Annotated in this window: 22 protein-coding genes and 4 tRNA genes; 8 read left to right on the top strand and 18 right to left on the bottom strand. The window is 38.7% G+C overall.

Translation table 11 applies throughout. The features are described from left to right. Positions 1-114 precede the first annotated feature (114 nt). The 3 genes from AC1M84_RS09475 to AC1M84_RS09485 form a co-directional block, all read right to left on the bottom strand. Complete coding sequence (locus AC1M84_RS09475) at positions 115-861, bottom strand: isopenicillin N synthase family dioxygenase (RefSeq protein WP_481594889.1); 747 nt, start codon at positions 859-861, stop codon at positions 115-117. Then, positions 858-992, bottom strand: a complete 135-nt coding sequence (locus AC1M84_RS09480) for a hypothetical protein (protein WP_481593788.1) — start codon at positions 990-992, stop codon at positions 858-860. Before AC1M84_RS09480 ends, AC1M84_RS09475 begins: the two co-directional genes overlap by 4 nt. Positions 993-1,107: 115 nt before the next feature. Beyond that, positions 1,108-2,088, bottom strand: coding sequence for an aliphatic sulfonate ABC transporter substrate-binding protein (locus AC1M84_RS09485; RefSeq protein WP_092768056.1), 981 nt, complete (start codon positions 2,086-2,088; stop codon positions 1,108-1,110). A 271-nt stretch (positions 2,089-2,359) separates the two neighbouring features. Here AC1M84_RS09485 and AC1M84_RS09490 point away from each other — a divergent pair, with 271 nt between their 5' ends. Continuing rightward, positions 2,360-2,734: a hypothetical protein gene (locus AC1M84_RS09490; protein WP_035265212.1), complete on the top strand. Its 375-nt coding sequence runs from the start codon at positions 2,360-2,362 to the stop codon at positions 2,732-2,734. 50 nt (positions 2,735-2,784) lie between these two features. On the opposite strand, the gene wrbA is transcribed toward AC1M84_RS09490, so the two are convergent. Then, a complete protein-coding gene (gene wrbA, locus AC1M84_RS09495; RefSeq protein ID WP_035265209.1) occupies positions 2,785-3,381 on the bottom strand; it encodes an NAD(P)H:quinone oxidoreductase in 597 nt (198 codons plus the stop codon). A 114-nt stretch (positions 3,382-3,495) separates the two neighbouring features. Here wrbA and AC1M84_RS09500 point away from each other — a divergent pair, with 114 nt between their 5' ends. After that, on the top strand, positions 3,496-4,740 hold the full coding sequence (locus AC1M84_RS09500; RefSeq protein WP_481586800.1) for a YihY family inner membrane protein: 1,245 nt from the start codon (positions 3,496-3,498) through the stop codon (positions 4,738-4,740). Positions 4,741-4,777: 37 nt separating this feature from the next. Here AC1M84_RS09500 and yddG read toward each other — a convergent pair whose 3' ends face one another. Next, complete coding sequence (gene yddG / locus AC1M84_RS09505) at positions 4,778-5,665, bottom strand: aromatic amino acid DMT transporter YddG (RefSeq protein WP_481593790.1); 888 nt, start codon at positions 5,663-5,665, stop codon at positions 4,778-4,780. Next, a complete protein-coding gene (locus AC1M84_RS09510) occupies positions 5,662-6,603 on the bottom strand; it encodes a DMT family transporter (protein ID WP_481593791.1) in 942 nt (313 codons plus the stop codon). The genes yddG and AC1M84_RS09510 overlap by 4 nt, the downstream gene beginning before the upstream one ends. Before the next feature lie 102 nt (positions 6,604-6,705). Between AC1M84_RS09510 and AC1M84_RS09515 the strand changes: the two genes are divergently transcribed. After that, a complete protein-coding gene (locus tag AC1M84_RS09515; RefSeq protein WP_092768062.1) occupies positions 6,706-7,509 on the top strand; it encodes an AraC family transcriptional regulator in 804 nt (267 codons plus the stop codon). Between the two features lie 51 nt (positions 7,510-7,560). On the opposite strand, the gene AC1M84_RS09520 is transcribed toward AC1M84_RS09515, so the two are convergent. Both AC1M84_RS09520 and AC1M84_RS09525 read right to left on the bottom strand, forming a co-directional pair. After that, entirely contained in the window at positions 7,561-8,199 is a 639-nt protein-coding gene (locus AC1M84_RS09520; protein ID WP_092768064.1) for a fumarylacetoacetate hydrolase family protein, read from the bottom strand. A gap of 45 nt (positions 8,200-8,244) precedes the next feature. Continuing rightward, positions 8,245-8,748 carry a YcxB family protein gene (locus AC1M84_RS09525; protein ID WP_481593792.1) on the bottom strand — a complete coding sequence of 168 codons (504 nt, stop codon included), beginning with the start codon at positions 8,746-8,748 and terminating at the stop codon, positions 8,245-8,247. A 171-nt stretch (positions 8,749-8,919) separates the two neighbouring features. Between AC1M84_RS09525 and AC1M84_RS09530 the strand changes: the two genes are divergently transcribed. Then, the gene (locus tag AC1M84_RS09530) at positions 8,920-10,227 is read left to right on the top strand and encodes an SRPBCC family protein (RefSeq protein ID WP_481593793.1); all 1,308 of its coding nucleotides are present in this window, start codon (positions 8,920-8,922) and stop codon (positions 10,225-10,227) included. 74 nt (positions 10,228-10,301) lie between these two features. On the opposite strand, the gene AC1M84_RS09535 is transcribed toward AC1M84_RS09530, so the two are convergent. The 4 genes from AC1M84_RS09535 to AC1M84_RS09550 form a co-directional block, all read right to left on the bottom strand. Continuing rightward, positions 10,302-10,378 (bottom strand) — tRNA-Arg (locus tag AC1M84_RS09535). A 361-nt stretch (positions 10,379-10,739) separates the two neighbouring features. Beyond that, positions 10,740-10,816, bottom strand: a tRNA-Arg gene (locus AC1M84_RS09540). 43 nt (positions 10,817-10,859) lie between these two features. Beyond that, positions 10,860-10,936: transfer RNA gene (locus tag AC1M84_RS09545), tRNA-Arg, on the bottom strand. Between the two features lie 16 nt (positions 10,937-10,952). Further along, positions 10,953-11,043, bottom strand: a tRNA-Ser gene (locus AC1M84_RS09550). A 262-nt stretch (positions 11,044-11,305) separates the two neighbouring features. Between AC1M84_RS09550 and rnr the strand changes: the two genes are divergently transcribed. The 3 genes from rnr (at position 11,306) to AC1M84_RS09565 (ending at position 16,206) form a co-directional block, all read left to right on the top strand. Continuing rightward, the gene (gene rnr / locus AC1M84_RS09555) at positions 11,306-13,744 is read left to right on the top strand and encodes a ribonuclease R (RefSeq protein ID WP_180028268.1); all 2,439 of its coding nucleotides are present in this window, start codon (positions 11,306-11,308) and stop codon (positions 13,742-13,744) included. A 172-nt stretch (positions 13,745-13,916) separates the two neighbouring features. Beyond that, positions 13,917-15,956: a M3 family metallopeptidase gene (locus tag AC1M84_RS09560; RefSeq protein ID WP_035265188.1), complete on the top strand. Its 2,040-nt coding sequence runs from the start codon at positions 13,917-13,919 to the stop codon at positions 15,954-15,956. Positions 15,957-15,996: 40 nt separating this feature from the next. Further along, entirely contained in the window at positions 15,997-16,206 is a 210-nt protein-coding gene (locus tag AC1M84_RS09565) for a YheV family putative zinc ribbon protein (RefSeq protein WP_171076743.1), read from the top strand. A gap of 54 nt (positions 16,207-16,260) precedes the next feature. Here the strand turns inward: AC1M84_RS09565 and AC1M84_RS09570 are convergent, their stop codons facing one another. From AC1M84_RS09570 to AC1M84_RS09590, 5 genes are all read right to left on the bottom strand, one after another. Next, positions 16,261-18,480: a TRAP transporter large permease subunit gene (locus AC1M84_RS09570; protein WP_481593794.1), complete on the bottom strand. Its 2,220-nt coding sequence runs from the start codon at positions 18,478-18,480 to the stop codon at positions 16,261-16,263. Between the two features lie 339 nt (positions 18,481-18,819). Further along, positions 18,820-19,407 (bottom strand): rhombosortase, encoded by a 588-nt coding sequence (gene rrtA, locus AC1M84_RS09575; protein ID WP_035265184.1) that lies wholly within the window; start codon positions 19,405-19,407, stop codon positions 18,820-18,822. A gap of 87 nt (positions 19,408-19,494) precedes the next feature. Beyond that, entirely contained in the window at positions 19,495-20,538 is a 1,044-nt protein-coding gene (locus tag AC1M84_RS09580; RefSeq protein ID WP_035265182.1) for a hypothetical protein, read from the bottom strand. Positions 20,539-21,074: 536 nt separating this feature from the next. Beyond that, the gene (locus tag AC1M84_RS09585; RefSeq protein WP_481594890.1) at positions 21,075-21,389 is read right to left on the bottom strand and encodes a hypothetical protein; all 315 of its coding nucleotides are present in this window, start codon (positions 21,387-21,389) and stop codon (positions 21,075-21,077) included. 61 nt (positions 21,390-21,450) lie between these two features. Further along, a complete protein-coding gene (locus AC1M84_RS09590) occupies positions 21,451-21,711 on the bottom strand; it encodes an FAD assembly factor SdhE (protein WP_035265169.1) in 261 nt (86 codons plus the stop codon). Positions 21,712-21,890: 179 nt separating this feature from the next. Between AC1M84_RS09590 and AC1M84_RS09595 the strand changes: the two genes are divergently transcribed. Further along, positions 21,891-23,063: an acyl-CoA dehydrogenase family protein gene (locus AC1M84_RS09595; RefSeq protein WP_481593796.1), complete on the top strand. Its 1,173-nt coding sequence runs from the start codon at positions 21,891-21,893 to the stop codon at positions 23,061-23,063. Positions 23,064-23,110: 47 nt separating this feature from the next. On the opposite strand, the gene AC1M84_RS09600 is transcribed toward AC1M84_RS09595, so the two are convergent. Continuing rightward, positions 23,111-24,610 carry a flavin-containing monooxygenase gene (locus AC1M84_RS09600; protein ID WP_481594922.1) on the bottom strand — a complete coding sequence of 500 codons (1,500 nt, stop codon included), beginning with the start codon at positions 24,608-24,610 and terminating at the stop codon, positions 23,111-23,113. Between the last annotated feature and the right edge of the window lie 19 nt (positions 24,611-24,629).

Here is a 24,629-nt window from a genome sequence, read left to right on the forward strand (position 1 = left end):
AATATTTTTCTGTAACGTCTAGATGAGATCTAAGTCGACCTTTGATACAGTTTTCTCCTACATTTCTCAGTAAAGGATTCAGCGGATCTGTCTCTGGTCCTTGTGCAAGTGCTTTTAAATCATTGCAAGATTTAAAAGCGGAATTTCACCAGCAAATAAATTTGGAGAAAGAAAATAAGCAACCGAGTACCGTTCTGCATTGGTTGGAGATATGACTCGATGTAGATTCGCAATCAAATATCCATTTGTGGCAAGCTCTAAAACCTCACCGATATTGACGACAAATGCGTGTTCAACAAATGGTACTTCAATCCATTTGCCTTGACTTAAGACCTGAAGTCCTCCGATCTGGTCTTGTAAAAGTAAAGTTAAAATATTGGAGTCTTTATGAGGGCCTACACCCTGATGATTCATTTGATCAATTGGAGGATAATGAATCAGCTTGAGTAGTTCATGTGGACTACCTGTAATCAATTGATCAAGTGCTGTGGCCTGCTGCCCCAATGAAAGCAACAAGGCTTTTAATAATTTAATTGCAACTTGTCTGAGATCTCGTTGCCATGCGGTGACTACGCGTTGAAACTCAGGCCAATTCGAAGGCCACTGATTTGGTCCCTGTAAACGTCTCCATGTCGGTCCAGTTTCAGGTTCTAATGCTGCCAGTTCAAAACCAATGTCTATTTGTTCTCTAAAATCAGGGTGCAGACGTGTAACTTCGGCATTTACTCGACTATACCCTCGAAAATGCGGGGAATGAATCATAGCGATTTCATCTTTTTGTTCTTGTGGCAGCGAAAAAAACTGCCGAGTAATACGCTGAATCTCTGAAATTTTTTCAGTTGGAATGCCATGACCCGTCAAATAAAAAAACCAATATCCTTGGCGATATGTGCAAGTCGTTGCAGAAAATCTGCTTGAGTTGATGATTGATCAAATTGACTTAAATTCAGAATAGGAAATGCGTTTAAGCTTTGTTTTAATGGTTGAGTCATGATGCACTCATCTTTCTAATACTTCATTGTATTAATGACTGAAAGATGAATGCTTTTGAAATCATTTAAATTGGATACTTATGCGTCTATAAAAATATGATTCACGTTCAATCACTTAGTCTTGCCCAGTCCACACATGATCTTTTAAAGACACGGCATTCGGAATGAGTTTAAGTTGATAAAACAAATCTGCAATTTTTTGTTGCGCCGTGACTGTATCTGTATCGACCAGTTTGGCATAAGCAGGAATATTTCTTTTTTCTAAAACCAGTTTGGTAATATTTTCGTCCAAGCTTGTACTTTGCGCCAAAATTTTTGCGGCTTGATCTGGGTGTTGATTGATCCAATCATCTACTTGATTTAATGTTTGCACAAATTTTTGGGCTTCAACCGCATGTTGTTTTAAAAATTTTGGTGAAGACAAATAGAAGCTATATGCCAATGGCAAAGCTTTTGAATCAATAAGAACACGTGTATCACCTTTAAGCGAAGCAGCACTTGCATAAGGATCCCAAATCGCCCAAGCATCGAGTGATTTTTTATCAATAGCAGCTCGTGCATCTGCAGGCGTTAACCAGACGGGTTGAATATCAGACCAGCTCAATTGAGCTTGATCTAATATTTGTGAGAGAAAGTAATGCGCACTTGAACCTTGTGTAACACCAATGCGCTTACCTTTTAGATCCTTTAAGCTTTGAATCGTACTGTCTTTGGGTAACAGCAAGCTATGTGAGTTTTTAGATCCATTTTCATAAGCTAAATATTGAATTGGTTTACCTGCCGAAAGTGCGAAAATTACAGGTGTATCCCCTGTATACCCCACATCTATAGCACCGACATTTAATGCTTCTAGTGTTTGAGGACCTGCCGGGAATTCTTTCCATTGAATTTTCACACCAGGAAATGCCTGCTCAAAAGTTTTATTTTGTTTTGCAACGATGAATTTAAGCGCCGCTTTTTGATAGCCAATATTCAAGGTTGTTAATTTTTCATTTGATTCATCTTGCCCCTTAAGATCAGTAGGCTTTTCTTTTGAGCATGCAATGAGGCTAAAACTCAATGTCACAATAGTACTTAGTACAAATAATTTTTTCATTGTCTTGGTAATTTTTTTGATTGGAATAAAAAAATAAGCCAAACTTCGAAAAAAATTAAATCACTATTTGCGCTTAGTTATTCAGTTCAAGATCTAAGCCATCCTGCTCATAAAATACGGTTTTATCCTTAAAAATTAAATTAATCTATTTTGAAATCAATTTTTTATTTTATCTGGCATTACAGTTTTTCTACATTCGGCCATGTTGCAACTTTAAGTGCAATGCTAGAATCTTTGAAATAAATGGATGTATAGATTAGAGCAATCCTAAATGACTGAAAACTTAGAAATACACTGCCCAAAATGCGGTTCAACTGATATTGAAAAACGCAACCATGAACAATTACTGCAAAAAACAGGTGGTGTTCTTCTTTCCGCAGCGGGTACGACTGCGGGTACTGTGGGTGGTGCTGCATCAGGTGCTTCTATTGGTGCTTCCATTGGTGCTGTTGCGGGCCCTTTAGGTGTAATCATGGGTGGCACAATAGGCACTTTTGTTGGTGCAATCAGTGTGGGTGTGACTGGTGGCTTTTTAGGTCATCGTTTTGGAAAAAAAGCGGGTGAAATCGTCGATAAGAATGTTTTCCTCGATTACCAATGCAAAAAGTGCAAACACCGGTTTGAACAAAAACATATTTCAAAATAAAAGTGAGCGAGAAGCTCACTTTTTTATGCCTGATAAAATAATCTTTAAAATTATTTCTTTAACATTTGCAACGCCACTTCACCTAATCGTTTCCCTTGCTCGATACATAGTGATTTTTCATCTTGGCTTAGAGATTGATCGTGTCTAGGACCACTGACATGTGTAGCACCATAAGGTGTCCCACCTGATTTTGTATTTGATAAAGCTGGATTGGCATTGGTTAAACCCAAAATCAGCATTCCATGATGAAACAAAGGTGGCAACATGGTCAGTAATGTACTTTCCTGCCCGCCGTGCATAGACCCCGATGAACCAAACACACAAGCAGGTTTATTATGCAATGCACCATTGAGCCATAAGCTCGTTGTTTGGTCCCAAAAATATTTCATTTCTGATGCCATATTGCCAAATCGAGTTGGTGATCCTAATGCAAGTCCCGAACAATGTTGAAGATCATCCAAAGTCGCATAAATATCGCCCTCCTCTGGAATACTCGGTGCTGCTTCGGTCACCACTGTTGCCAACTGTGGGACTGTTCTAATTTTCGCAAGCATTCCAGTAGATTCAATTCCTTGAGCAATTAAATGTGCCATTTCCTTGGTTGAACCATATTTGCTGTAATACAGAACCAGAACATATGCTTGCATAAAAAGATCATCCAATGAAAAAAGAAAACTATACGGTATTTTTTTTAAAATTTGGTTAAGCTGTGCAACGAACGTACAGAATTTTAACTAAAAAATACTCGAGACTCATTATTTATGGCGGAAATCTTAAAAAAGTTACCTTTCTACAATAAAACATGGTTTCAGTTTATTTTGTTTGTACTACGACGCTTTGAAGCTAACAATTGTCGTGAGCAAGCAGGCTCTTTAACTTACACCACACTTTTCGCTGTCGTGCCGATGTTGACCGTATTCTTGGTTATCATTTCATCGATTAAAGCATTAGAACCTGCTCGGCAACAATTACAACAATTGATCTACAGTAATTTTCTGCCTAAAACCAGTATCGCGTTTGACAAAGCATTGAATGCATTTACTGACAATTCGAGCAACTTAACCATTATTGGTGTGCTGTTTTTATTCTTTACCACAGTAATGATGCTCACTAGCATTGAGACAGCATTCAATCGTATTTGGCGTGTGACAGAAACGCGTAATGGCATTATTGGTTTTATGCGCTATTGGACCATCATTTCACTGGGACCAATCCTGCTGGGTTCGGCTTTTGTGATTTCATCGACTTTAGCGTCTATGAACATCCTAAGCAATAATTTTGCAGGTTATGAATTGAATGGCACGTTTATTTTATGGGTCATCTCATTTGCACTCACCGCATTTGGTTTTTTCGCCTTGTATTGGACGATTCCAAACCGCTCTGTTCCAATAAAAGCAGCCATGATTGCTGCGATTTTTAGTGCTGTTACCTTCGAGTTACTGAAAAATTTATTCGGCTTCGTGATGACTAACTTTACCAGTTATCAGTTGGTTTACGGTGCTTTTGCAGCAGTTCCAATTTTCCTGTTGTGGATTTATCTCTCTTGGAACATCGTACTGCTTGGTGTTGAGATAAGTTATGCCCTCACAGCATTTCATACAGGTAAGACCGAAACGCGCCATCCAATTCTCATGCTTCTAGATATGCTTGAGTTATTCTATAAAAAACAAAAACAAGGTAAAACCGTAACCGATCTGGAGGCACTTGATATTTTAGGACGCGGTGAAATTGGCCGCTGGCCTAAATATGTCAATCTATTGGAACAGCAGAATATTATTAAACGTACAGATAATAATGAATATGTTTTGGTTAGAAATTTAGATCATCTTGATTTTTGGTCATTTTATAAATCATTGCCTTATACGCTACCTGATAAAAATGATATCGGACAAATCCATGAAGATGACGTATGGATGAACCGTATTGGCCCTGCACTGATTGAAGCTGATGATTATCTTGCTGCGAAGCTCTCCGTTCCGCTATCGACCATACTTGAAGAAAAGTAAGCTCTTGCAATAAGAAAAGACCTCTATAGGTCTTTTCTTATTTCGTAGACGGATTATATGGACGTGTAGATTGCCAACAAATAAGTGCGCCTAAGGTCACTAAGACACAACCGATCCAAAAGCTCATTAGAGGTTGCACATCTAGAATCAGCATCGACATCAGACTTGAAAAAATGGGCATAAAATACGTTGCCAAAATTAAAATTTTGAGATGTCCATATTGCATGCTTTGGTTCCAATTGCTATAAGCCAAGCCAATTAAGCTGCCAATGACTACAACCATCAGCCATGTCATCAAATTCAGCTCAACAAAGGGTTCTCGCATCACAAAATGTACAGCCCACAACCCAACTGCAGTCATTAGAAAAAGAAACGGAACAGCATTATGACCTTCTGCATATTTCTTGGTAAATATACTGTACAAAGGCCATAGCACGGCGCCAATAAAAGCAAATGAGTACGCGAATGGATTTTCAAGCACAGCCACCAATATGCGTTTCGGCTCGAGAATATTTGGATTAACAACCATCATTAACCCAAGAATGGCACATGCAAAGCCAGCAATCACCCAAATATTCGCGCTCAATTGCCGTGCAAGAATCGAAAATACTATCAGCAAAGGAGGCCAAAGATAATTAATCATTGCAATGATTAATACCTGTTCTCGATGCGTTGAAAGTGCAATCGAAATTAAAAACAGGATCTCATAGCCCACAAAAAGAGCACCACAGCCCCATAAGTATTTTTTAGGCATGAGTGAAAGCTTGGGAAAACCATTTTTCCATAACATGAACAATGCACTAAAACTATAGATCAGTGCCACCGCCTGTACCGGGCTTAATGATTCAGTTACAAGTTTCACCACCGCAACCAACGAGGCCCAAATTAAAATCGAGCTTAATCCCAGCCATGTATACTGATTCAATGGAATGCTCCAATTCTTGCGCTGATTCGATCAAAATAAATTCTCAAATAGCGGTGCAAAGATACAATCATAATCCCTGCAAGAACCATACAAGAACCGACCAAGAAACTCGTTTCGATCTCCTCATCTAACAGCCATACACCAAACAACATGCCGAACATGGGGGTCAAAAATGAAAACACACCTAAGCCATTTGCTAAATAAGTTCGTAACAACCAAAACCATAGCAGCAAACTTAAAAAAGACATTACCACCGCATGAAATGTTAAGCTCAGAAACGTCAGTTGTGACCAGCGCACATCTGCTTGTCCAGTCCAAAAAGCTAAGGGTAATAAAAAAATAAAGCCCCCAAGCAATTGATAAAATAATGTTTGAGTAGGCGGTGCCTCTGAAAGCGTTGAAAATTTTAAAGAAATCGTAGTCAATGCCCACATCATCCCCGCCATTAGAGCAAGAAAATCTCCCCATAAAATAAGGCTGAGTTGGCTCTGAGCTTGATCACGCACTAAAAAAGTATAAGCGATGCCAAGAAATGCGAAACAAATACCAAACCACTGCAGATTATTCAATTTTTCAGCTTTGACTTTCCAATGTAAGCCTAAAGCCACAAAAATAGGCGCGGTATAGAGCAGAACAACAGTGTGCGCAGCACTGGTGTACCTGAGTGCCTCAGCAACCAAATAAAATTCTGCAGAAAATAAAAAGGCTAACCAAATTCCAGGAACAACATAACGGTAATTGAACAGTTGTTGCACTCGTTGTCGATACAATAATGGAACGACAAGCAAGGTTGCCAAACCACAGCGCAATGCGATTTGCATCAGAGGACTAATATCAGTAGCTGCAAGTTTCAAGACAATTTGCTGTAAACCCCAGACTAAACACAATACGATCATTAAGCTTGACGCCTGAAGGTCAAGACCTCTTCGCTCACCCATGAGTGGCACTCTTCACACAAACAAGTCGTCACTATACTGCTGACTGAATTAGAATATATAATTCAAAATAGACAACAAATACATTTATTCAGGCAATTTAATATGCCAAAACGCCATCCACATGAATCATTCGTTCAGTTAGATAATTATGATCATATCCAAGAGAATCTTTGGCTAACATTCCGTAATGATCCAGCCCATTCGGAATATCCTAAACACGGTCATGCATGGGGCGAATTTATCTATGCATTTGATGGTGTAATGGAAGTTCATATTGATCAAAATCAATATTTAACACCTCCGCCCTACGGAATTTGGCTACCACCGCATCTGCATCACAGCAGTATTAATCTCACAGCTGTTTCTCATGCCACCTTATACGTGCATGAAAGCCTGTGTGATGCACTGCCCAAACAATCAGGTATTTTACTAAGCTCCCCCTTAGTGACGGCGCTACTCAATGAACTCAGAAAAACTTATTTCAAATATGATCAACCCGAATATCAACGACTCTTAATGGTTTTGCTGGATCAATTAAAAAGTTCACCACTGCTCAAAAGCTACTTACCCCATTCTGATCATCCTGCATTACAAACGATATTTACCTACATGCATGAGCATCTCAGTGATCAGCGTCCACTGAGAGATTATGCTCAAATGGTGAATATGAGTGAGCGCACTTTATCGCGCCTATGTGAAGCTGAAATTTCGATGTCGCTCAATGAATGGCGTCAACGCTTTAAAATTACACGAGCATTAAGCTTATTGTCTGAAAATAAAACCGTTGAACATATTGCTCTAGATTTGGGCTATGCCAACGCCTCAGCCTTTATCAATATGTTTAAACGCTGGATGCACATCACGCCCCAACAGTTTCGTAAAAACATCAATTCAGACAATCTCTAACCATAAAAAAAGGATGAACCATCATCCTTTTTAATTGAGCTTGATGCATCATTAATGCACTTGCGTAGTCCACACAAAATCTTGTTTTAAGCCAGTCAAAGTCATTTTGAGCTGATCACCCGATTCTAATGGTCCCACACCTGCAGGCGTACCCGTCATGACAACATCACCAGACATTAAGCTAAAGTTTTGACTGATTTCTGCCAAAAGCGCTCCTAATTTAAAAATCAGTAACCCCGTATCACCATGTTGCCTAAGTTGATCATTAATTTCGAGCTTAAACTGGACTTGATCTAATGCTGGGACCTGATCAAGCGAAATCCAACCTGCCAAAATACAAGATCCATCAAATGCTTTCGCACGTTCCCAAGGTTGTCCTTTCTTTTTAAGCTGATCTTGTTGATCTCTTAAAGTCAAATCCAAACCAAGGGTGACTGCACCTACTGCTGCTAATGCCTCTTGAGGATCCGTAACGTTTTTGAGCGGTCGATCTATTCGCAATGAAAGTTCACATTCATGATGACACTGTCCCAATGCACGATTCCAATCAATCCCTTCTGCTAAGGACACCAAGCTACTCGGCGGCTTGATAAATAAGACAGGTTGATCAGGAATCGCATTACCTAATTCTTGAGCATGCGCAGCATAACTGCGACCGACACATACAATTTTTGATGGAACTGCACTCATGAAAATCTCTCTTATTTATAGTTTGAGTAATGAACTCATCAAAACTTAACGTTTTTGGAATGTATTTTCAAACAGTGTTCTGTCTACATCAGACTCAAATGCACGTTTTGGAATAATGACCACTGTATGATTTTTGAGTTCAAGCATATAGGTCAATTTACCCACTACAAATTTTTGTACTTCACTGTAGGCAAATGCTTGTTTAGGACGACCACTTGAAAAAAGCTCGGCAGAGTTTTGAAACAAATCAATACCTTGTTCAGTCTTACCAAATTGATATTTTTCAAACTGACGCTTGAACATCATAGGTAAGAACCAGTAACGCATAACGATTTGTAAAAAGATAAAGAACGTGCCTAAAGCCATGTAATAGCGCCCTACTCCCTCTAATCCAAGATAAAGCCCCCAAATCACGATCGCAATACTGACAAGTGGCGTTAAAAAACGCGTAAATTGTTTTTTGCCAAAAGTAGCTAATGCAAAACCATCCTGAGACTCTTGTAAATTTAAGAAGTAACGGACAGATAAAACTGGTTGAGTATCAGACATAGGGGATTCAACAATCGATTTTCTTAAGCAAAGATATTACACCACTTTACCTGAAATCGAATTGTCGTTTTAATGAATACTGTTGATTACATCATCGCACTATTGATGAAAGCATCACACGATTTACAATGACACAAAATAAAAAGTCTAAATTCATAGTTCAGGATGAAAATGAAATACTTTAACTATCGAGCATTGTGCTTAAGCCTTATTTTTATACCCAGCTTGTCGTACAGCGCGATTATTGAATGGAAAGAAAATATACCCAGTGCGTTAAAACCATTTCAAAATAATAGTACCGAACTCGCCAGCATCGCCAAAGATCAGATTCTCATCTATGCGCACACAAATACCCAAACATCTATTCCGACACGCAAAAAACAACCCAATCCAAATGTGAAGTTCACATCATCTGCCATCGTATTGCCTGTTAATGAAGAAAAGGTCGCCAAAACGCTTTCACAGTTTGAAAATTTTGTTGGATTATTCCCGACATTGAAATCAGCTAAAATATTAAATCAAGAAAAAAATATCACTCAGGTTCAATATAAAATTTCCATTCCAACACCAATACCAGTGCTCAACTTTAATGAGACCATAGTGTTTCAGCATCATATTGAAGCCAATAGTATTTCGAGTTTGATTGTGGATGCACCTGTTCCTTATGGTCTAGGCAAATTTGAATGGTTCAAATTGGATCAAAATCATACTCTTCTGACCCTAACGCAATGGGGAGATTTGAACCAACCTAAAGGTTTTCTATTTAGCAAAGTTCTGAATGCAGTGCCTGAAGCAAAAATGGGAATTCCAAGTGGTACACATGCATTTTTACTTGAATCAATTCGAAAAAAATTAACAGCGCCTTCTTCGAGTGCGCTCAAACCAGAACAATTTCCATCCGACCAATTAACGACAAATCAAATAGCCAAAATCGCACAAATCAGTCGTATCACCGAACACCCTGTAAGTTTTGTCCATACACCGACAACCGTGCCTTATCAACACGGTGCAGAATCAATGCGTTTTGTGACGACGTATCAGTATTATTCCCAACCAGTGCAACAATTACAAAAATGGACACAGCCTGTACATTATAAAAAGTTGTTTCCCCGCCAACTCAAATCTATTGATATCGAAACCCTAAAAGACCAAACACAATTGGCAGATTTTAAAGTTGAACTCGGGTTAGGAGTTATTCAAATTCCATTCCGATTTAAACTAAATTTTAGCTTTCCTCAGTCGAATCAGAATAGTTTTTATGCTCAAGGCGGTGATCTGAAATACATTAAAGGAAAAATGCAATTTGATAAGTTTCAACAAGGTACTTTATTGAAAATGACGAATGCTGGAAAAATAGATGAAAAAGCACCGTTCCTGATTCGTGCAGCACGGAGCTTGCCTTATCATGATGTGCTCCCTACAGTTGGGGCGAATGTCGTCTTTGCATTGAAAGTCAAAAACGAAGAGCAGAAGAAATAAGATAAAAAAATAGACACAAAAAAACCGCAATTAAGCGGTTTCTTCTCTTTTTTACATCTTATAGATGATCAAGTTGGTGCGCTCAGAGAGATTCGAACTCCCGACCCCTTAGTTCGTAGCCAAGTGCTCTATCCAGCTGAGCTATGAGCGCGACGTCTTGATGGAGTGCATTATATATGAATATTATTATTTGTTAAGTACTTTTTAATAAAATTTAAATCAAGCGAACAGTATTTATACGTAAATGTAAATTATGGCTAGATAATCAACAACTTAAGAGATGATCAACAAGATCAATCCAAATTCCAAACAATCCTGAGTTGGATTGATGATGTTTTTATAAGAGCTAATATCTATTAATTAAAAATAATATGTGTAGAAATTTTAAAATTTATTTCTTTCTTAAGTAGCTAATAAAATATGATGATTTATAGCATCACTTCATTCTAGAAACAAAAAAACCGCAATTAAGCGGTTTCTTCTCTTTTTTACATCTTTATAGATGATCAAGTTGGTGCGCTCAGAGAGATTCGAACTCCCGACCCCTTAGTTCGTAGCCAAGTGCTCTATCCAGCTGAGCTATGAGCGCGTACTTGAGTGTTTTACGACTTCGTTACATCGATTAACTTGATTGGTGCGCTCAGAGAGATTCGAACTCCCGACCCCTTAGTTCGTAGCCAAGTGCTCTATCCAGCTGAGCTATGAGCGCATTTCAAGTTTATCGTTGGCGGTGAGAGAGGGATTCGAACCCTCGATACCAGTAATAGGTATGCTTCCTTAGCAGGGAAGTGATTTCAGCCACTCATCCACCTCACCGTAACGAGACGCCATAATACAAACTTCGTCCCTACTCTTCAAGTGAGAATTTAAAAAATTCTATGTTTTTTGTTCAATCATATATTTTTTAAACAATTTTCAGGTTTTTTACCTTTAATCTGCATTAATTTCACTTTAATACTGTCTATTCTGCATCTCTTTTATAATTTATGAACTAAAAACACTTTATTGCAATCATTTACGTGCAGTATTTCTTATCATGTCTTATGCTAAACTTATCTTCTGATATGAAGCCAAAGACATTATGAAAAATTGGGTCGACCCTGAAGCCAAAGCGGAAGCTGAACGTTACGATAATCCTATTCCAAGCCGTGTTCTGATTCTAGAAACGATTGAGAATAAGAAAAAAGCATTGTCTCATGCAGACCTTGTGGAACACTTCGAAATTGCGGATCAAAAAAGTATTGAAGCACTTAGTCACCGTTTAAGTGCGATGGTTCGTGATGGTCAATTGACGAAAGAAGGTTATAAGTTCCAGCTTATGGCAGATCAACCTGTTCATGATGCGACCATCTATATCAATAGCAAAGGTTTAGGGGTTGCGAGTATAGATGGTAAGAAAGAAGAATATTTGTTACCTGAGCGTGAATTACGTCAAGTCTTCCATGGTGACCGAGTTAAAGTTCAACAGACCTCTGTTGACCGTAAAGGTAAACCATGGGGTTTCATTACTGAAATTACCCAACGACGCGTCAAACAAATCATTGGGAAACTCGCAGAATATGAAGGTGAATACTTCATTCAACCAGCAAATCCAAATGCGCATCAACCGATTACCTTAGAAAAAGAACTCATTGCGCATGCGAAAGCTAAAGTTGGTGATTCTCTTCGAGTTGAAATTGATGATTTTCCAAATCGTGAAGAGTTTGCTACAGGCCATATTATTCAATCTATGGCCGACAAATCTGATACTGAAATTATTATTCCTCAAACCATTTTAGAATATGGTTTACCTTACGAATTTCCAGAAGCAGTAGTTCAAGAAGCTGAAAGTTTTAAAGAACCGACAGCACGAGATCGTCAAGGACGCATTGATTTAAGAGATTTACCCTTAGTCACAATTGACGGTGAAGATGCTCGTGACTTCGACGATGCTGTCTATGCAGAAAAACGTCCTGGTGGCGGCTATCGTGTCGTGGTTGCGATTGCAGATGTCAGTCATTATGTTCGTATTGGTAAACCTTTAGATGATGAAGCACAAGAACGCGGTACGTCTGTGTACTTCCCTCACTTTGTCTTACCGATGTTGCCTGAAGCACTTTCAAATGGCTTATGCTCACTCAATCCAAATGTCGATCGTCTATGTATGGTCTGTGATTTGAATTTAAGTCGCGCAGGTAAAGTCACAAAATTTGAATTCTATCCGTCGGTGATGCACTCTAAAGCACGACTCACCTATGACCAAGTTGCAAAATATTTTGAAGGTGATAGTCAAGCTGTACCTGAAGATCGTACAGTGCGTAAATCACTGAATACATTATTCCAACTTTACCAAGTATTAAAAGGTTTACGTGCAGAACGCCATGCAATGGAATTTGAAACCGTTGAAACGTACATGACCTTTGATGAACTTGGTGGAATTAAAGAAATTCTACCAAGATCACGTAACGATGCTCATAAACTCATTGAAGAATGTATGTTGTTAGCCAATGTCGCTGCTGCTGAATTTGCTTTAAAACACGAAATTCCAATGTTGTATCGTGTGCATGAGCCACCTGAATTCTCACGCATTCAAAAAGTTCGCGACTTTGTTAAGTTATTAGGTTTGAAATTCCCTGATCAACCTACGCAAGCGGACTACCAAGCGGTCATTGAAGCCACTAAAGACCGTATTGATGCGCCAAGTATTCATGCTGTGCTTCTTCGCTCCATGATGCAAGCTTATTATGGGCCAAATAACGCTGGTCACTATGGTTTGGCGTATGAGGCATACACTCATTTCACCTCTCCAATTCGTCGTTATCCAGATTTATTATTACATCGTGCTATCAAAGCACACCTCAAAAATAAACCTGCACCAGTCTCAGGTGGCGCACTAGAAGAAGCCGGTAATCATTTCTCGGCAACAGAACGTCGAGCTGATGAAGCTTCTCGCTCAGTGACCACTTGGTTAAAATGCCATTATATGCAACAGCATCTTGGTGAAGAGTTTGTTGGCGTCATTAGTGCTACGGCTGAGTTTGGTCTATTTGTCACTTTAAAAGATTTATATGTCGATGGTATGGTCCATGTAAGCCAGCTTGGCGATGACTTCTTTGTCTTCGATCAAGCGAGTCAAAGTTTAGTTGGGCAAAATCGTGGTCAGACCTTCGGTTTGGGTGATGAAGTACGCATCAAGGTTGCAGGTGTCAATTTAGAAGAACGTAAGATTGATTTTGAATTGATTCAACAACTCAGCCATGCAGGTCGCGCTATTCGTAGTCGAGCACCACGTGTCGTGAAGGAAAACCCGGTCACCAAGCAAGAAGCGTTAAATCGCATGTTGAATGAGCCTGTCGAACTCCTAAAAGATAAAGATGAAAGCGGTGAACGCCCTGTTCGTAAGAAAAAGTCCAAGGCAAAACCAAGCTCTTATACTAAAAAATCAGACAAAAAATCTGATGGAAAAGTAAAAGACAAAGCGAAAAAGAAAGCTAAAGTAAAAAAGAAAAAGTCGAATGCGAAAGCTAAATTAGACTAAATCTTTAAAGAGCGCTACGGCGCTCTTTTTTTTAAGCTTTATTTTTTTAATTTATAATCAAGTGCACCGATTCTTTATTTAGCACTTACGTAAATAATTGAATGTATCACTTGATTTAAAGTCCATAAACCCCTACATCTAAATGAAGTAAATGAATCAATTAGGTCCTTGAATGACTTTAGAAAAGGCAACTTTGCCTGTACCCGATTTTTCTCAAATTACACTTGATCAACTTAAAGCACAGATTGAACAAGCGATTCAAAATGGTCAACACTTTATAAACCAACTCGAGAAAGTCCCAGACACGGTACAATTACAATTAAATGTGCTCGATCAAATCGATCAATTAGAAAACCAAATGAGCGAATCTTGGGGTATTTTGTCTCACTTAAATGCTGTGATGAACAATCCTGAAACCCGCGAGATTTATCAGTCTCTTTTACCTAGCTTAAGTGAATACTACACACAATTAGGGCAACATACTGCGCTCTATCAAACCTACCAATATGTGCATGATGCACCTATTTTTTCGGATTTACCAGAAGCTCAACAGAGTGCGATTAAACTTGCACTTAGAGACTTTAAACTCTCAGGCGTGGCTCTAGAAGGCGAAGCAAAAAAACGCTACGCAGAAATATCAGCTCGTTTATCGCAGCTTTCTTCAGATTTTTCTAACCACGTTCTTGATGCCACACAATCATATTTCAAACCATTAACTGAAGATGAACTTGCTGGTTTACCTGCGAGCAGTATCGAACTGCTAAAGCAATACGGTCAACAACGTGAACTCGATCAAGCCGTGGCGACATTGGATTTCCCTTCTTATCTTGCGATCATGACTTACGCAGATAATCGAGAGCTTCGCGAAGCCTTATATAAAGCATATACCACGCGAGCGTCGGATCAGTCAGATCACCCTGAATATGACAATACTGCGGTGATGGAAGAAATTCTCAAATTGCGCCAAGAAATGGCTCAACTTTTAGGTTTTGATCATTATGCAGCATATTCACTGGCAAGTAAGATGGCTCCAAGTGTTGAAGCTGTAGATCAATTCCTGATTGAGTTGGCAGAACATGCTCGTAAACCTGCCCTACAAGAAATTGAGGCATTAAAAGCAATTGCTCAATCTCATGGTGTAGATGAACTACAACCTTGGGACACGACGTATTTCTCGGAAAAACTCAAAGTTCAACAGTTTAATCTGTCTCAGGAAGCACTTAAGCCATACTTCCCTACCCCTGTCGTCGTTCAAGGTTTATTTAAAATTGTGGAGCGTTTATATGGTATTCAAGTCATTGAACGTGAAGCACCTGTATGGCATCCAGATGCACGATATTATGAGCTTGAAGATCAAGGCAGTGTCATAGGTGGATTCTATTTTGACTTGTACGCTAGAAGTGGGAAACGTGGTGGAGCATGGATGAGCGGATTCCGCTCACGTATGCAAACCAACAATGGCATGCAGAAACCGATTTGTTACATGGTCGGTAATTTTACACCACCAATTGGTCAACAGCCTGCGCTTTTAACACATGATGAAGTCGTTACTCTTTTCCATGAGTTTGGACATGGTCTGCATCATATGCTCACAGAAGTAGATCATATCTCTGTAGCAGGCACACATGGTGTCGCTTGGGATGCCGTCGAGCTGCCAAGTCAGTTTATGGAATTCTGGACTTGGGATAATGAAAGCTTGGCTTTAATCAGCCAACACATTGAGACCAAAACACCCTTACCTGAAGAACTCCTTAAGTCGCTTTTGGATGCGAGATTTTTCCAATCAGGCATGCAAACCCTTCGTCAACTAGAGTTTGCCATGTTTGATTTGAATATACATAAACAATCTCCTGCTTTAGATGCAATAGCTATTCAACACACTCTAAACGAAATTCGTGAACAATATGCTGTTCTCCCTACAGCACCTTACAACCGATTCCAAAATAGTTTTAGCCATATTTTCGCAGGGGGTTATGCCGCAGGCTACTACTCTTACAAATGGGCTGAAGTTTTGGCAAGTGATGCATTCGATCGCTTTGAACAAGAAGGCATCTTCAACCAAGAGACTGGACTTGCTTTCCGCAAAGCAGTGCTTGCTGTAGGCGGTAAAGATACAGCGCTTGATGCCTTTGTTAAATTTAGAGGTCGTGAGCCTAAAATTGATGCATTATTACGCCATCAAGGTTGGACGAATGACACTAAAACTGCTTAAACTACGCTACTAATTTTTGAAGGTGAGTGTCATTATGTCGATCAAACGTCGTTTCATTGCAGGTGCAAAATGTCCGAAATGTGAAGCTATGGATCGTATTGTCATGCTCACTTCAGGTGATTCAGAATGGATCGAATGTATTGAATGTAACTATTCTGAAAATCGTCCGACACATATAGATGAACCTCAAATGCCTGAGGTTGCAGACGAAATTGGTGTTATTCAATTTAAGCCGCGCCCAAGAAATTAAGATGTTTTAAAAATCAACAAAAAATAAGCACCCGAAGGTGCTTATTTTATTTAATTATTGATACCAACCGAATAACTTAAAGATATAAGGTACATAGGCGATAATTAACATAGCTGGAATCATCACAATCAGAGGAAGAATCCAACGTTCGTATTTGTAGTAGAACGTTTTATCTTTCACTTCTGCATCGGCAGCAGCCACCTCTTCATCACCAATCGACTGCCTTGCGAGCAAGTGATTGAGTGCAACTGGAGGTGATACATAACCCAATTCGAAACCAATTAAAGCAATCATCCAGAAGTGAACAGGATCTATACCATAAGCGTAGGCGACAGGCGCAACTGTTGCTGAAATTAAGATGACAGCACCAAACGGATCCATAATCATCCCGACGAATACCATGAGACATACGATCAAGGTAATCACGATATAGATATTTTCAATATCCGTTGGGAAGTGTTCCATCAACTCGATACGCTCTAAGTATCCACCAACGCTGACAGACAATGCCATTAAGATCACAAGCGCCCCGATATGTCCGACTGTTTCACTTGCAGATACATGAATTGACTTCCAGAAACTCACTTTACGTGCAGGATTGTCTGGACTATCCTGTGCTGCAATTTCAGATGCTGACACTCGCGCCTTAGCTGCTTCTTGTTCAACCGAAGTATGGCTTAATGTCGTATCCCAATGTCCTACTGGTGCGAGCGGTGCTGGTTCATGACGTAATTTTTCATAAAGCACCATGACAAGTAAGATGATTGGCATCATGACTGGTGCAGTAAACTCATTCAAGTTGGTATTTAACGCATACTTGTAGAATGCCCACACAATCAGGAATACGATCACATAAGGAACTACTGCCACTAATGCCTTAGCGGAATTCGGGAATGCAACTGATGGCGCTGCAATACGGAATTTTTGCTCAGCAAAGAACAGTGAAATTAATAAGAACAAAGTTGAAGTGATGAGGAAAACACCAATACCATATTGGTATAACAAGTCAGTCGTCACTTCTTTGTTCAGCGATGCAACAACAACAATCAATAGACATGGACGGAGTACCACACCAAGCGAACCTGACATTGCAGCCGTAGCCAAAGCGAATTGACGGCGTCCGCCCGCATTCCAAACTTCTTTATAAATGATCGCACCTGCAGCGATTACAAAAATACCTGATGCACCTGTATAAGCTGTAGGTAATGCAGCAGCAAGTAAGATTAACCAGGTAAGCGTTTCAGGCGCTAGATTCCATGGACGTAAAATGTTTAGGAATTTATCAACAATTAATGTCTGCTTTAACAGCATACCTGCCCAAATGAACAGTGATAAATTAAGGAAAATAGTAGAGAACTCAACCAGCTGCCCTAAATAAATCCCTTGACCCATTGGATAGTCCATCACAAAGGTAAAGTTAAATCCTGTTGTGATCGCCATATAGGCATAAAGTGGGACTGACAATAATGCCATGCCAATCGTACCACCTGGCTTCGCATTTTCTGGTACACGGAACAATTGGTACAAACTAATTAATGTCAGTGTACTGAACAAGATTATCCATAACCAGTAGATGATTGTCATCTCACTGGTTGGCGGAACACCAGAGTTCAATACAGATCTATACTGACTGATCGCTGAACTGGTTAAGAAACTGTTCGCAAGTATCATTGCGACAGCGTAAACCCTATAATCTAAAACAGAACTTGGACCGCGTAGACCAATGTGGTGGATTTTAAGTGTTGCAGTGATCGCTGCAAGTACCACCATGATAATCAATAGAACTGCCTTATTTTCCGTACCAAATTGGAAAATACCAAAGAAAGTTGTTTCCATGGTTCGGTAAGTTCGTATTGAAGGGTTATCTTCTAAATACTGAATTGACTTATCGTAGAAGGCATATTTTTCTTCACATAACTGTTGACCAGCCAACACAGAGGCACGAACATCTTCTTCAGATGTTGTGCCAAAAATATCTGCAAATTCATCCTTTGCATTGGCTTGCATTTGGTTTTGAACCAGAAGGTCAATATTTGGATTTCGATCACAGACTGGCTTTTCAGGTTCAGCACGCAAGAATGAATACTGCATACCAATTTTTTCGTCACCGTATAGACTTTCACCTAAACGTAACATCTGCCCGTGAATCATTTCTCCTGTCCCGATGATGAGCGTCAGTAACAGTAGAAGCAAAATCGTAAACGCAGATATCCACTCAGTCCATATATAACTAAGTAGACCTAACCCAGATCTCTTTTTAGAAGGCTCTTGCATTGTTATTCCATTATTTAATACTGCTATACATTGCCTGTACAGCTCATCTTTTCTAATTCGGGCTTAGGCAAAATCCTTTACCTAATTTCCTTACCTCTTTTATCACATGAATCTGACTGATTTTTTTTTAAAAAAGAATGACTGACTTTTCCATTTTTTTTAAATTTATGCCAATTTTCATCAATTCACCTCTTAAGAGCGAGATAAAAACCAACTAAATCAGTAGGCTATACCATACTGTATTTCTTTTTTTAAACAAATATGACCTTAAAAAAATAAATGCAAAAGATTCGAATCTGATCACACATTAAAATAAGTGATAATTAAGTATCAGAGTAATTAAGAGATGTGTGTGTCCTTCACGGAGATGTGCTGATAAATTAAAAAGAGCATGCTGAGTAATGCCCCCCATATTGCACCTGTTAAATGTGCTTCAACCAATACTGGGCTACCAATCATTTGCGCAGTATCGAGAGAACCAAAGATATTTTCCCACAAAATTTTGCCCGTGATTAAAGCTAATACAAGCAGCGAGAATTTACGTTCTTTTTCAAATTTTAAAAAATAAACTGCCAAAGCCATATACATACCATGTAGTACCCCTGATAGACCTGCATAAGCTTCAACGTGAGGATAAACATAATAAAAACTTAAACTAACTAATGGCGGGAGTGCGATCAACAAGTACAACATGTACCTAATTTTGACATATGGGAAGATGAAAGGCAGACAGGCTAAACCCACCATATTCAATGCATAGTGTATCCATCCCACATGTACATAGTGAGCTGTCCATACTCGCCAAATTTCTTCATCCAATACAGGACGCCAATAGAAAAAATACTCCTGAAAAATCTGCAGACTAGCGGAAATACTGATACAGCATGCAATAAACAGTATTTTTCGAATCAGGATAGTATCTTTCATCTTTCGTATTCCTAAAAGAAAAAGAGCTTAAAAGCTCTTTTTCTTGAATAACTCCATTTTTTAATTTTGAACAAAATTAAAAAAATCTTATTCGCCTAATGTGTTCTCGAAAAGATCATCGGCTTCATTGGTCGCTTGATCATCCCAGAAGCTCGACATTCCATCAGCTTCAGTTCGTACACCTGTATTCTCCGTCCAATAACGGTCTGAGATCGCTTGTATCATTTGTCCTGCCATATTATCCAATAACTTAAACTCTGGATTTACAGGAACTTCTTCAGCACGTGAAGCGGCATAAGAACGTAATGCATCACGTATTTTTGCATCGTCACCACTGGCTTGTGCTGCAACAGCATACAAGGCATGCGATAAGCGTACTCCTTTTTGCTCACCAATTTGCATAGATTGTTTAAGCGTTTGGTATGGATCTGGTTTGCCTGCATCAGCTCCAGGTAATAATGTCCAAATCACTGCTCGAGTAGCATTCGGTACACCCCAAAACTTGTTGTTATCAAGACAGACCATGCCACGTTCAACAATTGCTGCGATATCTTTAGGAACATGCACTTGACCACCAGAAGCAATATCATTGGTCATCGCTTGTAAGCCACTTAACATCCCTAACAGATATACTGTTTGGTCAAGATTACGACGCATAGTTGGACATGAGTCACCTAAATTATATTTATATTTAGACTGCCAACGCTCCGCAAACAATTGATAACCCGTATATTGACGTTCGGCAGCAACAGCAGCCCAGCGCTTTTGTTCAATACGCGCATCTTGTGCTTCTGTCACTTGACCTGCTTTTGATGCTCTTAGGTATCTTAATTCTGCATCTAAGGCACGATTTTCTGCGCACATCCCTGAAGCTGAATATAAAAGAACTGCCATACGGGTCGGATCAGCACCCATATCTTTAGTCGCCATAATCACAGGAGTCAAAGCTGTGCCCTGATTACACACCATATCCACATCACCCATTGAGAGTACTGGCGGTAAGATGTGTTTTTCACTAAACGCAAGTGATGCATTCGCACCAGTTTTGATTACGTATGAACATCCAGATAAAGTTGTAGCTGCTACAACCGCAATTGCCGTGAAAAGACCTTGAGTCTTTAATTTAGACATACTTCCTGTCCTCAATTTTATAATTTTGTCATCCTTGCGATTTAAAATATCAGATGCAATCGCTGAATAAAAGTGCAGCAATGCACTTCATTAACAATTAGTCTGTCATTGATCTGAATTGAAATGATTGACTTATTTTTTGAATTGTTAAAATTTTGGGCAAAAAAAAGTAGCATTGCGACGGTTCGGCACATGCTACTTATTAAATGGTAAACTCAAGAGAGTTTATTTTGTTCGTTGTTGTGGTGTTCAATTCGTTCCTTCAGCACAGTTCCTAGTCTTCCAATTATAATTGCCATAACAGCAGCAACCACTAGAAACAACCACATATGAATTTCGCTCATTTTGAAATTCCTCATTAGCTGTTGGTATGTTTAATGTACTTTAGAAATTAAGATTTCATCGTGTTTTTGTCTAACAATTTGATTTTCTTTCATTTTCGTCAAACAATTCATTTTTATTCATATAATATATTTTTAAATAATTGTTTTTTATCATGTTTTAAATTTAAAAATAAAAGACTTATTGTCTAACAATTAGCCAAAACTTGCATGAGTAATCAAGCTTTTCCATTGTTTTTCATCTATTTGATCTCTCCAAATCACCAAAGAATCGAATTTATTTTCGTTAAAACTGAGTATTACGAAGTAATGAAAATGAAAAACTCGATTCAGTTTTGCTTGGTATATTTTTGGATTTGAAGTCATTTGAATCGACCATAAATCTTTGTCTATTTTTTGTAATTCTTTTAATTGTGGTTTTTTTCTAAAATTCCACCAGATAATCAGTATAAATATAATACTGCCCAAAGCATAAATGAGCTTAATACTGATTAATAAAGTAATACTCATGATGAAAATAGAGAAAACATGAAACACAGCCGAATAAGAGCTGTGTTTCAGTGAATAACGCTCATGGATTATGGACATAATCTTTTAATTTTTGAATAAATTGGCGCAATTCAGGTCGAGGTGGTTCAGAAACCTCCATAAACCAATCCAATAAATCAGGATCTTCTTGTTCAACCAGTTCAGCAAACATTGCTTTCTCTTCTGGTTCAGCTTGCAAATAGTATTGCTTTACATAAGGATCAAAATACACGTCAATTTCTTTTAAACCACGACGTGCGCGATAGATAACTTTACGCTCTTCAAGCGTTAATTCATCGTACATTTTTATCCCCTAATCTGTGTTCATTCCATTTTAACTGAAGCCATGAGCTTTGTGTTTTAAAAATATCAATTGACCAAATTCATCAGCAATTCTTGCGATTTGAGCATTCAACACATTGCACCAATGTTCAGGCTCTCTTATGTTGTGGCTAATCTAATAACACTTATGGAAATATAAATATGCAATCAGGCGCAATTCGACCAATTCCTAATATGTTACCTCGAAAATTATTCAATGCAGAGCATGAAGCGTTTCGTGATACTGTCCGAAAATTCTATGAAAAAGAAGTCGTTCCAAATATTGCAAAATATGAAGAACAACAACATGTAGATCGTGACTTATGGAATAAAGCGGGTGAAATGGGTCTATTGTGCACCACAATGCCTGAAGAATATGGTGGATATGGTGTAGATCGACTCTACAGTATGATCCTCATTGAAGAACAAGCTTATGCAATGGATTCATCAACTGGTTTTTCATTGCATTCGGATATTGTTGCGAATTACCTGAATAATTTTGCCAACGAAGAGCAAAAGAAAAAATGGCTCCCTAAAATGGCTTCTGGCGAAGTTGTCACTGCCATTGCGATGACTGAGCCTGGTACAGGTTCAGACTTACAAGCTGTACGAACTTCTGCAGTTTTAGATGGCGATGAATATGTCATCAATGGTTCTAAAATTTTTATTACCAACGGTTATCTATGTGATATGGCAATTGTTGTGTGCAAAACAGGTAATAGTGATAAAGGTTCAGCCAACTTATCTCTCATTATTGTCGAAGCTGATCGAGCTGGATTCACCAAAGGTAAACCACTCAATAAAATTGGTATGAAAGGACAAGATACTTGCGAATTGTTCTTTGATAATGTTCGTGTACCAAAGGAAAATTTGATTGGTATGGAAGGCATGGGCTTCATCATGCTTATGAAAGAACTCGCTTGGGAACGTATGCTTGTTGCGATTATCTGCCAAGCAGGTGCAGAAGCTGCCTTTGCACACACAGTACAATATACAAAAGATCGTAAAGCATTCGGCAAGCCAATTGGCACATTTCAAAATACACGTTTTAAGCTAGCAGAACTTCGAACTGAAATAGACTTCTGTCGTTCTTATTTAGATCGTTGTATGGAATTACAACTTGAGGGTACGTTAGGTGTAGATGCGGCCGCAGCTGCAAAATATAAAATTTCTGATATGTTCTCTAAAGTCGTTGATGAGTGCTTACAGTTACATGGTGGCTATGGCTTCATGCTTGAATACCCTATTGCACGCGCATATATCGATAACCGTGCAAATCGTATATATGCCGGCACCAATGAAATCATGAAAGAACTCATATCACGTTCTTTATAAATAGAAAAAGGAAGCTTTCGCTTCCTTTTTATTTTAATAGCTATTCATTAAGATACTAATTTAGGCTTTTTTACTGACTGTGCAGGAGCCTTCGCAAATTTTAAAATACCATCATTAAAAGTCGCATTTTTGAGATCTTTACGATCAGCTAAATAGTTATGCGTTGCCATCCAAGGTGCCTTAGTACCTTGTTTTGGAAGTTGATCAGCCGCACGCGCAATATAACCTGATGACATTTCACCCATAACTGTTTCATCGAGCATTGCAGAATGGTCAGTTGGTGCGACAACTTCATCATAACCGTTCTGATCCATAAATTTGAATAGACGGCAAATATAATCAGCAATGACATCTACTTTTAATGTCCATGATGCGTTCACATAACCAATGACCATCGCCATATTTGGTACATCACTTACCATCACACCATTATAAAGCATATGTTCGCTAGTCTTGATCGGCTGACCATCAACAGTCGCTTTGATACCGCCCATAATTTGAATTTCTAGACCAGTCGCAGAAACAATGATATCTGCATCTAAGTGTTTACCAGATTTCAATTGAATACCATTTTCAGTGAATGATTCAATATGATCTGTTTCAACACTTGCTTTACCACTACGTAAAATTTTGAATAAATCACCGTCTGGCACTACACATAAACGTTGATCCCAAGGATTGTAACTTGGGGTAAAGTGTTTCATATCCACTTTACCTTTCAACTGCATTTCAATAGATTTAAGAAGTAACTTGCGAACCAGTTGAGGTTGTTTTTTTGACAAAGCAAAAATTGCACGTTGCATTCCGATATTACGAGCACGCGTGAACTTATATGCCATGTCCTCTGTCATAAATTTACGTGTTTTGTCATAAACAAAATCAATCGAAGGAATTGAAGCAATATAAGTTGGTGAACGTTGTAACATTGTTACATGCCCAGCCCCACCTTTTGCCATTGCTGGTACTAAAGTGATTGCAGTTGCTCCACTACCAATGATAACTACTTTCTTGCCGGTATAATCTAAATTTTCAGGCCAAAATTGTGGATGAATCAATTGACCTTTAAATTTATCTTGATTTGGAAAATCAGGTTGGAAACCTTGGTCATAGTTATAATAACCTGTGCAGCCTAAGACGAAATTAGCTTGCCAAGTTTGTTTCTTTTGATTTTGATCTTCGATTTCTACAATCCATTTTTTTATTGAAGTATCGTAATTCGCAGAAAGTACACGATGCTCAAAATGAATTTTTTCTTTAATATTGTACTCACTAACAACTTCACCCAAGTAACCTTTAATCGAAGCGCCATCTGCAAGCACATTCGCTTTACGCCATGGCTTAAAATTGTAGCCAAAAGTAGACATATCTGAGTCGGAGCGAATACCTGGGTATTTAAACAAATCCCACGTTCCACCGAAACTTTTACGACGTTCGAGTATTTCAAATTTACGGTTCGGATTATTTTTAATTAAATGTGCTGCAATTCCAATTCCAGAGATACCAGCACCAACAATAAGAATATCGACTTGCTTATCCATTTCTTTTATTAACCTTTTTATAAGAACA

Source organism: Acinetobacter sp. 24-47-66 (assembly GCF_056779755.1).

What these genes read in the sequence shown, in the direction of transcription:
- AC1M84_RS09480 (WP_481593788.1), bottom strand. Translation starts at nt 992, where the DNA reads ATGACTCAACCATTAAAACAAAGCTTAAACGCATTTCCTATTCTGAAT.
- AC1M84_RS09485 (WP_092768056.1), bottom strand. Translation starts at nt 2,088, where the DNA reads ATGAAAAAATTATTTGTACTAAGTACTATTGTGACATTGAGTTTTAGC.
- AC1M84_RS09490 (WP_035265212.1), top strand. Translation starts at nt 2,360, where the DNA reads ATGACTGAAAACTTAGAAATACACTGCCCAAAATGCGGTTCAACTGAT.
- wrbA (WP_035265209.1), bottom strand. Translation starts at nt 3,381, where the DNA reads ATGCAAGCATATGTTCTGGTTCTGTATTACAGCAAATATGGTTCAACC.
- AC1M84_RS09500 (WP_481586800.1), top strand. Translation starts at nt 3,496, where the DNA reads ATGGCGGAAATCTTAAAAAAGTTACCTTTCTACAATAAAACATGGTTT.
- AC1M84_RS09510 (WP_481593791.1), bottom strand. Translation starts at nt 6,603, where the DNA reads ATGGGTGAGCGAAGAGGTCTTGACCTTCAGGCGTCAAGCTTAATGATC.
- AC1M84_RS09515 (WP_092768062.1), top strand. Translation starts at nt 6,706, where the DNA reads ATGCCAAAACGCCATCCACATGAATCATTCGTTCAGTTAGATAATTAT.
- AC1M84_RS09520 (WP_092768064.1), bottom strand. Translation starts at nt 8,199, where the DNA reads ATGAGTGCAGTTCCATCAAAAATTGTATGTGTCGGTCGCAGTTATGCT.
- AC1M84_RS09525 (WP_481593792.1), bottom strand. Translation starts at nt 8,748, where the DNA reads ATGTCTGATACTCAACCAGTTTTATCTGTCCGTTACTTCTTAAATTTA.
- AC1M84_RS09530 (WP_481593793.1), top strand. Translation starts at nt 8,920, where the DNA reads ATGAAATACTTTAACTATCGAGCATTGTGCTTAAGCCTTATTTTTATA.
- AC1M84_RS09560 (WP_035265188.1), top strand. Translation starts at nt 13,917, where the DNA reads ATGACTTTAGAAAAGGCAACTTTGCCTGTACCCGATTTTTCTCAAATT.
- AC1M84_RS09570 (WP_481593794.1), bottom strand. Translation starts at nt 18,480, where the DNA reads ATGCAAGAGCCTTCTAAAAAGAGATCTGGGTTAGGTCTACTTAGTTAT.
- rrtA (WP_035265184.1), bottom strand. Translation starts at nt 19,407, where the DNA reads ATGAAAGATACTATCCTGATTCGAAAAATACTGTTTATTGCATGCTGT.
- AC1M84_RS09580 (WP_035265182.1), bottom strand. Translation starts at nt 20,538, where the DNA reads ATGTCTAAATTAAAGACTCAAGGTCTTTTCACGGCAATTGCGGTTGTA.
- AC1M84_RS09585 (WP_481594890.1), bottom strand. Translation starts at nt 21,389, where the DNA reads ATGAGTATTACTTTATTAATCAGTATTAAGCTCATTTATGCTTTGGGC.
- AC1M84_RS09590 (WP_035265169.1), bottom strand. Translation starts at nt 21,711, where the DNA reads ATGTACGATGAATTAACGCTTGAAGAGCGTAAAGTTATCTATCGCGCA.
- AC1M84_RS09595 (WP_481593796.1), top strand. Translation starts at nt 21,891, where the DNA reads ATGCAATCAGGCGCAATTCGACCAATTCCTAATATGTTACCTCGAAAA.